The organism is uncultured Thiodictyon sp., assembly GCF_903828115.1.
Lineage (GTDB): Bacteria > Pseudomonadota > Gammaproteobacteria > Chromatiales > Chromatiaceae > Thiodictyon.
In genome coordinates this window covers 1-7,894 of sequence record NZ_CAIKKU010000222.1, presented here as the reverse complement: position 1 = coordinate 7,894, position 7,894 = coordinate 1, and the positions used below count along the sequence as shown (strand labels likewise).

Below are 7,894 nucleotides of genomic sequence, written 5' to 3'. Positions count from 1 at the left end.
TTGTCGTAATCGAATAATCCGACCACGATTACGACAACGACGACGACAACGACGCCCGGTCCGTGAGATCGTTCGGTAGCTGTAGCTGTACCCTACGACATGTGCGTTAACGCATCAGTTCTTGTCGCACCCGGTGTCGCCGGCGCTGTTGGCTTGGGGCTGCGCCTCGGCTAACCTGGTGCGCGTCCCGTCCTGCCTGCTTCGGAGTCCCCGCTATGTCCCGCCCCGCGTCCCCCGTTTTACTCGCGCTGGTCCTGTGTCTGATGCTGTCGCCGGCCGGCGCCGGGGAGGACCCTGTCCCGGCCGAGGCGCCCGCGGTCGCGGCGGCCCGCACGGCACTGGAACAGGGAGAACACCGCCGCGCCCTGATGCTGCTGCAGGACCGGCTCCAACAGGCGCCGACGGACAGTGCGGCGCGGCGACTGCTGGTACGGGTACGCCTCGACCTGGGGCAGGGGGCGGAGGCGGAACAGGACCTCAGACGGCTGCGGATTCAACCGGACTCCCAACGCGAGCAGGCCGCAGTGCCCCAGTCGCCGGGCCTGGCGGCGGCGGACCTGGCCGACCTGGGCCGGGCCCTGTTGCTGCAAGGGCAGTCTCTGCGTCTCATCGGCGCGATCGACCCGGGGGCCGCCAAGGGCGACGATAAGCGGCTGCGCGCCGAATTGAGTGCCCTGGTCGGTGAGGCGCACCTGAATCTCGGGGAGCGCGACGCCGCCCGCCTGCGGCTGCATGAGGCCCGCGCCCTGGACCCGGCCAATCCGCGTGCCCTGCTCGGTCTCGCGCGCCTGGCGTTTATGGACAAGGACGCGGCGCGCGCCGCGGAGCTGGTGGCGCAGGCCCTGGCGGCGGACCCCGCGTCGGCGCCGGGGTACGAACTGCAAGGGGAACTCGCCTATCTGGGGGGCGACCGGCGCGCCGCCGAGCAGGCCTACACCAGGTCCATCGAACACGCGGCCAACCCCTGGATGACCCATTTCAGGCGCGCCATGGTGCGCATCGACTTGAACGACCTGGAGGGCGCCGCCGCGGATATCGACGCGGCCCGGGCGGGTGACCCCGACTTTCCGGGGTTGGACCTGGCCGCCGGTGCCTTGGCCCTGCGGCGCGGTGATCCGGGCGCGGCCGCCCCGCTCCTGGAGACCTTCCTCAAGTCCGCGCCGACCGACCCCCAGGGGCGCTATCTCGCCAGCCTGGCACTGGCCCAGACGGGGCGTCAGGCGCAGGCCCTGCGCACCCTGGAACCCCTCCTGGAGAGCGCCCGGTCGGGCGAGCCCGCGGTCGCCTTGCTGCGGGCCGCCATCCTGCTCGATCAGGGTCAGGCGGCGCAGGCGGAGCAGGTCTTGCTGCCAATCAGCGGGGCGGCGGGTCCGCCCGAGGTGGACGAGGCCCTACACCGCGCACTGACCGCCCAGGGCCGCCAGGCGGACGCCATGGCGGTCCTGCAGCGGCTGGCGGAGCGCGCCCCGGAGCGGCCCGACTACGCGCTGGCCCTGGCCGCGGGGCTGGCGGGCGCCGGTGACCGGGCGGGCGCCCGCGCGCCACTGCAACGGCTGCTCACGGCGGTCCCGGACAACCTGGACGCGGCCCTGGCCCTGGCGCGGCTGGATCTGGCGGACGGCGCAACCGCGGGGGCACTGACCCAGGCGCACGCCCTGGCGCAGGCCCGGCCGCAGGATGCCCGGGTCCAGGAACTGCTGGGGAGCGCACTGGCCGCCGCGGGCGACGGCGCGGGCGCCCGCGCCGCCCTGGAGCGCGCCGTGGCGCTCGATCCGCGCGCCACGGGCGCGGCCCTGGCCCTGGCCCGGCTCGAACTGGAGGCCAAGGACCCCAAGGCCGCCCGCGTGCCCCTGGAGGCGCTGCTGCGTGCCGACGCCCAAAACACCGCCGCCGTGCTGCTGCTGGCCGCCCTGGACGCCCAGGAGCAGCATCCGGAGGCCGCCGCCCTGCGGCTGCGCGAGGGTCTGGCCGCGGCGCCGCAGAACCTGCAATGGCGTCTGGCCCTGGCCCAACTGCTGGCCAGCCGCAATGACACCGCGGGCGCCCTGGCGGTGTTGGCCGCGGTACCGGCGCAGCAGGCGGGCGAGGCCGCGCTCCTGCAGGCACGCGGCGCCCTGGAACTTGCCGCGGGTCAGAATGCGCAGGCCCTGGGGACCTTCGAGCAACTGGCCGCGACCGTCCCGGACGCCGCCGGACCGCGCTATCTGATCATCCTGGCCCGCACCGCGGAAAAGGCCCCCAAGGACCCCGTGAAGCTGGCGGAGGATCTGGCCGACGCACTCGGCCGCGACCCCGCGCACCCGCTGGCGGGTCCCGCCGTCAGCGCCGTCTTCGCCGCCCAGCCGAGCGACGAGGCGCGCGCCCTGCTGGCGGTGCGTCTGGTCGCCATCGTGCCCGCGCAGCCCGCGCTCGCCTTCGAGCGGGGGCGGCTCGCCCTGGCGCGGGGCGACCAACCGGCCGCCCTGGAGGCCCTGCGGGCGGCAGTCCAGGGGGCGCCGGAAGAACCGCGCTATCGGCGGGTCCTGGTCCTGGCACTGGCCGCCGCCGGGGAGACTGAGCCGGCCCTGGAGGCGGGCCGGGACTGGCTCAGCGCCCATCCGGATGACCCGCAAGTGCGCGCCGCGCTGGCGCAGCTCGAACTCGGCCAGGGCCGCACCGCACCCGCGATTGAACACTACCGGGCCATCCTCGCGCGCACGCCGAAGGACCCGATTGCGTTGAACAACCTCGCCATGCTGCTGCTGCCGACGGACCCCAAGGCCGCCCTGACCCTCGCCGAACAGGCCCATGACGCGCGGCCCGAGCAAGCGGAGATCGCCGACACCCTGGGCGCCGTCCTGCTCGCCCTGCATGAGCCGGCACGGGCACTGACGGTGCTGGAGCGGGCCGCCGCCGCCGACACCGCCAATCCGAGCCTCACCTACCACCTGGCCGCGGCCCTGGCCGCCACCGGGGCGCGCGAGCGGGCCCGCACCCTGCTCGAGGGGCTGTCGGGACAGGCGTTTCCCGAGCGTGACGCCGCCCGGGTGCTGCTCGGGCAGCTCGCGGCGGGCCGCTGAGGGTGCCGGCGACCAGTTAAGCAACTCCATAAGGGATTGCCTATCGCGCCATTTTCGTTGTCGTTGTCGTAATCGGAGAAGTGATGCACTTTGGGGTGCGAGAGAATCCGGGGCGCTACGATAACCTCGATTACGACAACGACAACGACAACGATCGTGTTTAACTTGTTCTTGACTCGTTAATTAGCGCGTCTCGACCTCGAAGCCCACCAGGGTGCGTCGTTTACGGCTGAACTCCACCCCGATGAGGTGGATCGGCTGACCGCAGGCCCGGTATTTGTCGGCGTAGCCGCGTTCCTTGATCTGTCGCAAGGCCCGCCCTTCCGGCTCCAATTCCACCACCTTGAACTCGAACAGATAGACCTGGCCGTTGAACCGTACCGCCATGTCGAGCCAGCCCTGGTTGGAACTGTCTTCCGGGGTGATGTCGAGGCCCAGCGAGGCAAACCAGGCATAGAAGACGCTGGCGTAATAGCCCTCGTAACGGGCGATGGGGTTGTTGCGATACCAGTCCGTCGGGATGCCGGCGAAGAAGGCGGTGAACAGGGTTTCGAGGCCCGCGAAGTCATTGGCCAGCAGGAGGCGATAGAGCGCCGTGCGGTGCTGGACCCCGGCCTGCGGGTCCGGGCTCCAGGCCCGCAGCAAGGCACTGTTGAGGCTCTGATAGACCTCGCGGTTGGGGTAGCGCAGGCGGTAATACTCGCTGCCGCTGATCTCCTCCCGGGCCTCGATGGTGAGATACCCGGCCTGAAACATCAGGGCCGCGGTGGGGATGTCATCGACGTCGAAGGTGGAGAGGATATCGGCGCTGGTCTCCAGCCGCCCGAGCCCCGGCAGCCAGGTCTGGCGCTCCGTGAGCAGGTCGATGAGAAAGGTTGGGGTTCCGGTCTCGAACCAGAAGGGACGGTACCTGCGCTCTTGAAACAGCAACAGCAGATCGAAGGGGTTATAGACTGCCTCTCCGGTCCAGTTGTAGCCGTTGTACCACTCGCGAATCCGGTCGCGGTCCAGTCCCTCCAACTCGGGGGCGAAGACGCTGTCAACGTCCGCTTGCGTATAGCCACAGATCGACGAGTAGGCGGTGGATACGGTGATATCGCGCAGGTTGTTCAGCCCTGAGAACAGGCTGACCTTGCTGAATTTGGACACCCCGGTCAGGAAGACGAAGCGGATATGGGCGTCGGAGTCCTTGATGACCGAGTAGAGATTGCGCAAGCCGTCGCGCATGGCGCGCGCGGTCGGGTGGTCGGTGATGTTGTCGAGGATCGGTTTGTCATATTCGTCCACCAGCACCACGACGCGCTCGCCGGTGCCGGCGTGTGCCGCTGCAATCAGTTCCGCGAAACTGCCGGGGATGTCGGTGGGGTCGACGCAGGTCTGCCCCAGGGCCCGGGCATTGACGCGCAACAGGGCCAGAATCCGCCGGTCCAGTTCGGCCCTGGTCTGCGCGAGGCCGGCGCCGAAGCTCAGCCGGATGACCGGGGCGCGCCGCGACCAGTCCCAGCGGTCATGGATGGCGAGGCCCCGAAACAGCGGCTCGTTGCCGGCGAAGAGTTCGCCCAGGGTATCGAGGAACAGCGACTTGCCGAAGCGCCGCGGCCGGGAGAGAAAATAATGGCTGCCCTGCGCGATCAGCCGCCAGGCGAAGTCCGTCTTGTCGACATAGTAATAGTCCTCCTCGCGGATCTTCTGGAAGGTCTGGATGCCGATCGGGAGTTTTTTGCGGTGCATGGGGGTGGGGCCGGATGCGCGGGGCGATACGCCTATTCTAGCCGGGCGAACATCTAGTGACGCGGCGCGCGTCGGTCGGGGCCTTAGCCCTGTCCGGACTGGGTCAATAGTCCGGGCGTCGCGTTAGCCCCGTCTGCTCTGGAGTGTCAAGATTCTTTACACTTGCGTGGGCTTGGTGCCGGTGGTCGTTGTACCCAAGTTCCTCGCTTTTTGAAATAACATATAAATATCAATATGTTATTGATTGAGCCTGACGCTTTCGATTCGTCTGGCGCGAAATGTGCGTAGCGTATCATCGGACCGCGAGTCTTGAGTGATTGAGACTCCAGGCCACATCGCCGCGTCCGCTCGTCTGGAGACGCGGCCCGGTCGGTTGACCCAACCGGATGTGGTTGATTGTCGTGCCGCGAGCGCGCCGCCGGTCGATCAGCCGTCACTCACACCTGATAGAGTCGCACTACGATGAAATGCAGATCACTACTCGGCCTCGTGGCCTTCAGTCTCCTTGGCGCGAGCCCCGCCTGGAGCGCCATCATTTACAAAGACTATTCGTCTTCCCCGCTCGAGTCTACCGCCTGGGCGTCGCAATCCTACCCCGTGATAACCAGAGAGATTACATTGGATTTGCCGAGCGTGTCGCTGGCAGGCTTTTACCGCCAAACTGCTAGTGACCGACAGTATTTTCAACTGGCCAACGTCAATCTAAATCGCGACCTCAGCAACTGGCTCAATGCGCTCGACTTCGGAAAGACCTGGAGCGACCTGCCGAGCGGGGGTGTCGCGGAGGTATGGGGCGACATCTCCACTATGGACCGAACATCTTTCGCGATCTCCGTGCCCCGCACCAATCCGACCTTCATACCCTTCACTTTTGCGGACAGCATACTAAAGTATGGCTACGTGAAGTTGTCTACCGAGGTAACCGGTACCGGTGCCGGTAGCGGACTCTTACTCAAGGTGTATGGGTACGGATACGACGACTCCGGGGCTCAGATCGCGATGGGGGTGGGGGACGTGCCGGTGCCGGCGACCCTGATGTTGTTGATCCCCGGATTGGGTGCCTTGCTTGCATGGCGCAAACGCGCTGGGCGCAGCCGTGTCGCTGCCGCGAGTGACGATGCCCTGGTAAAGTCGGCCGCTGTCTGATCGCCGACTAAGGGATTTACAACCCGCTTTAGGCGAGTGGCACCTTTATTCGGTGGCCGGGCGGGTGGTGCGAGCCGACAGGTCTGGGAAAAGCGTTTCGGACGGGGCGGATGCCCCGCCCCGCCAGGGAGGGCGCCGAACCGGCTAAAGCCTCGACCTCCTGGGCGTTCACGCCTGAACTGGAGGTCGAGGCTTCAGCCGGACGGGGGCGCCGAAGGCGCACGGGGAATCATCGCACGGTCCCGGCGCATGGGAACGAGCGGCCTTGGTCGGGGCGGGCAAGCGGCTCGGGTCAGGCTGCGCTGCGGCGCTGCCAACGGGCGCGGGCGAGTCCCGCAAGCCCGGCGGCGAGCAGGGCCAGGGTGGCGGGCTCCGGGGCGTCGCCGATCACCAGCCGCGCGGAGTCCGCGTTCCCCCCGGTGCCCCAGGTCCAATCATAGGTTCCGGGCGTGACGCCGAGGCTGCTGAAGGTTACCCCTGTCCAGGTTGAGGTACTTGACAGCGCCGTGCCTGAAACATAGTCGCTGGGGAGATAGAGCGATCCACCCCCACCATAGAACCCGACTGGGGTACCGCTGCCTGAGCTTCCGAAGTAGTTGCCGCCCACGCCGAAGTTGGTGGGGCCGGTGATGGCATCCCACACGTTTACCGAGGTTAGTGTCGTGCTACCCAGCCCGAGAAGACCGTAGTCCCCCCACAGGAGGGCGGCTAGGTTTGTCGTGGCGGTCGCCGCCAGCCCACCCAAGTTCGCCGAGCCGCTGGCGCTGGCGACGACATCGCTCCCCACCTGCTGCAAGGTAAAGAGCAGGCTGGCCTGCGACGGCGCGGCCACCCCGAGTGCGATCATCGCCCCCGCCAAGACCTTTGTTCGCATCTTCATAATCTCTCCAAACGACAGTAAACCGGCGCAGAACCATTGGGCTGGCCGGACGGTTGTTGTGATTCGCCCGTGCGGACGCACTGCCGACGAGGGTCCGGCGAAACCATCGAGCCCTCGGGTCTTGGGATCGCTGCCCCCGCGGAGGATTAAAGCACGAAGTGCGCCAGGGTAGCCTTTCTCAATAACTTCAGTGTCTTGAGTTGGAGCGGCCGCAGGCCGATTCAGCCGGGTGTAAAGATTGCTGACAAAGCCTTTGCCAGGTGCCGGTTATCGGGAATGGTTGGACTCCCGCCTGGGAGTGAAAGTCCCCGCGGGAGCGGTATCAGCAGGGCCAACGGAACCGGCAGGGCTCAATATCCGCGGAAATACCAGAGGTTGTTCCAGTCTTGGGGCGGGGTGCCGCGGCCCGGGTCTGGGTTGGCGCGCGCCGTGCTGGTGCCCGGCGTTCCCGGGGGCGTCCCGGGGGCGGGGAACTGCCCGCGGGCCTGCTCCAGTTGTCCGCGGCGCGCCTCGCGGCGGCGCTCGAATGCCTCTTCCCGGGCCTCGTGTTGGGCCGCACGCCAGGGGTCCAGGGCGCGGCGGCGGGCGGCGAAGGCGGCGCGGTTGGCCTGATGGCGCGCCTCGGCCGCCTGACGCTGGGCGCGTACCTCCGCCAGCCAGGGGGTGACCGGCGTCGCCGCGTCGGTGGGCAGGGCTCCTGGTTGCATCGACGGCACGGTGATCGGCGGCGTCGTGGGGACGGCCGCAGGGGGCCCGTCGGCCTGGGCGCCCGCGGTCCAGGCGAGGAGCGCCAGCACCAGGCGTGCCGGTGCATGCCGACACCGTCCAGGCCTAGGCGCGACGGGGTATTCACCCCGTCGCGAACGTTTATTCGGTGGTCGGCCGGTGGTATGAGCCGATAGGTCCGGAGAAAACGTTGACACTGGTGGCGAATTCGTTCCAGGCCGCCGGAAGGCCACAACAACAGGCACTTGAGAGGCAGCGATTCAGCGGTTTGCAGGATTCGCCACCAGTGTCAACGATTCGGACGGGGCGAATGAGATTGTGAAAGTATTCATATCGTATACGCTCTGGGGCG

General features: G+C 67.9%; 5 protein-coding genes. 2 read left to right on the top strand and 3 right to left on the bottom strand.

From position 1 onward, the window contains the following. Positions 1 to 215: 215 nt before the first annotated feature. Complete coding sequence (prsT, locus tag QZY48_RS08145) at positions 216 to 3,059, top strand: XrtA/PEP-CTERM system TPR-repeat protein PrsT (protein WP_295429963.1); 2,844 nt, start codon at positions 216 to 218, stop codon at positions 3,057 to 3,059. Between the two features lie 183 nt (positions 3,060 to 3,242). Here prsT and QZY48_RS08140 read toward each other — a convergent pair whose 3' ends face one another. Next, on the bottom strand, positions 3,243 to 4,790 hold the full coding sequence (locus tag QZY48_RS08140) for an ATP-binding protein (protein WP_295429961.1): 1,548 nt from the start codon (positions 4,788 to 4,790) through the stop codon (positions 3,243 to 3,245). A 618-nt stretch (positions 4,791 to 5,408) separates the two neighbouring features. Here QZY48_RS08140 and QZY48_RS08135 point away from each other — a divergent pair. Then, positions 5,409 to 5,936: a PEP-CTERM sorting domain-containing protein gene (locus tag QZY48_RS08135; protein WP_295429959.1), complete on the top strand. Its 528-nt coding sequence runs from the start codon at positions 5,409 to 5,411 to the stop codon at positions 5,934 to 5,936. A 292-nt stretch (positions 5,937 to 6,228) separates the two neighbouring features. On the opposite strand, the gene QZY48_RS08130 is transcribed toward QZY48_RS08135, so the two are convergent. Beyond that, positions 6,229 to 6,816: a PEP-CTERM sorting domain-containing protein gene (locus QZY48_RS08130; protein ID WP_295429957.1), complete on the bottom strand. Its 588-nt coding sequence runs from the start codon at positions 6,814 to 6,816 to the stop codon at positions 6,229 to 6,231. Positions 6,817 to 7,166: 350 nt separating this feature from the next. After that, positions 7,167 to 7,613, bottom strand: coding sequence for a hypothetical protein (locus tag QZY48_RS08125; RefSeq protein ID WP_295429955.1), 447 nt, complete (start codon positions 7,611 to 7,613; stop codon positions 7,167 to 7,169). Positions 7,614 to 7,894: the final 281 nt, after the last annotated feature.